The organism is Streptomyces sp. CBMA156, assembly GCF_014596515.1.
GTDB lineage: Bacteria > Actinomycetota > Actinomycetes > Streptomycetales > Streptomycetaceae > Kitasatospora.
This window is the reverse complement of sequence record NZ_MSJQ01000241.1, coordinates 1-1,332: the sequence shown is the minus strand read 5'-3', so window position 1 is coordinate 1,332 and position 1,332 is coordinate 1. Positions and strand designations below refer to the sequence as shown.

General features: G+C 74.6%; 1 protein-coding gene and 1 pseudogene. One reads left to right on the top strand and one right to left on the bottom strand.

The window, feature by feature from the left end; translation table 11 throughout:
• Positions 1–166: 166 nt before the first annotated feature.
• A complete protein-coding gene (locus tag BU198_RS19990; protein ID WP_188298230.1) occupies positions 167–700 on the bottom strand; it encodes a pyridoxamine 5'-phosphate oxidase family protein in 534 nt (177 codons plus the stop codon).
• A 426-nt stretch (positions 701–1,126) separates the two neighbouring features.
• On the opposite strand from BU198_RS19990, the pseudogene BU198_RS19985 reads away from it, so the two are divergent.
• A pseudogene (locus tag BU198_RS19985) lies at positions 1,127–1,332 on the top strand (hypothetical protein); the annotation flags it as partial.

Below are 1,332 nucleotides of genomic sequence, written 5' to 3'. Positions count from 1 at the left end.
GGCCGGGGTCGGCGGCGACGCGACGGCGGCCCGCAGCGGCGCGGCCCGTGCGAGAGCGGTCCTGCGGGCGGCGAAGGGCATCGGTCCGGACCCGGGCGGCCTCGCCGCCGCCTGACGGGCGTTCTTGACGGGCGCTCCTGGCGGGCGCTCCTGATGTGGCGATGTGTCAGTTCTTCGGATCGGTATCCCCACTGCCGTCGAACCGGTAGCCGGTCTGGCTGAAGCCGCCCTTGGCGAAGGCGAGGACCTTGGCCGGCCGCACCGCGAAGACGAGGGACTCGCCCCCGGAGGCGTGGGCGAAGCCGCCGTCCGTCACCTGGAACCGCCACTGGCCCGTCCACTTGGCCGTCCAGGCGACGGCGAGGCGTTCGAGCAGCGCGCGGTCGGTGACGCGCAGGGCCGGGCCCTCGACCATCACGTCGAGCCCCCGGTCCCAGTGGTTGCAGCCCGTGGTCAGGACCACGTGGTGGTTGCCGGCCAGGTTCACGGCCTTCTGCTCGTCGGGGCCGGTGGTGAAGTGGAGCTGCCCGTCGAGCCACACGGCCACCAGGGGCGTGGCATGGGGGCGCCCGTCGGAGCGGACCGTCGTGATCCAGAACAGTTGTGCCGCTTCCAGGGCCTCGCGGGCGGTCGCCCAGGGCGTCGCACTGGCGTCGGGGTCGCTGAACCGTTCGTCGAGCCGGACTTCCACGTCGTTCATCGTCGTTCGTCACTCCCCACAGGACGGGACGGACAGGCCCCGCCGCGATCGGCGGACATGAGGGACGGTAGCCGCAGGGTCTGACAGTCGGCCGGGACACGGCCACCGGAGCCGGCCGGAATCATGCGGTTCCGGCATCGGTCGTCCGGTGCTGTGGGGGCCTTGGGGTCGAGGACGGCTGCCTCGGCCTGCGACCGGTCCGCCCGCCTGCGGGCCCCGCACCCGTCCCGTCCGCCCCCGCCGCGTCCCATTCCGGCGTCCCAGGTCCGGCACGTCCCCGCTGGTCAGACCCCTGTTCGCCGTCCCACCCTCCCTGTCGCGGCGCCGGGCGTGGCGGCTGGGACGGACCACCGCGCAGGCTTCGGTCGTCCGATCGACGTCCGATCGACACACCACCCGAGCCGATGCCGAAAGGGGCGCGACTACATGTCCGTCCGCAGTTCCCGCACCCGTCTGGTCACCGCCGCCGCGAGCCTCGTGGTCGGCGCCTTCTCGGTCACCGGGTGCCTCGACAGCGGCAGCGGGGTCATCGAGACGGCGACCGGCCCCTCGCTCAGGGCCGCCGCGCCCACCGCGGCGGCGGCCGCCCCCTCCGCAGAGCCCACCGCCAGCGCGGGCCCCGGCGGCACCGG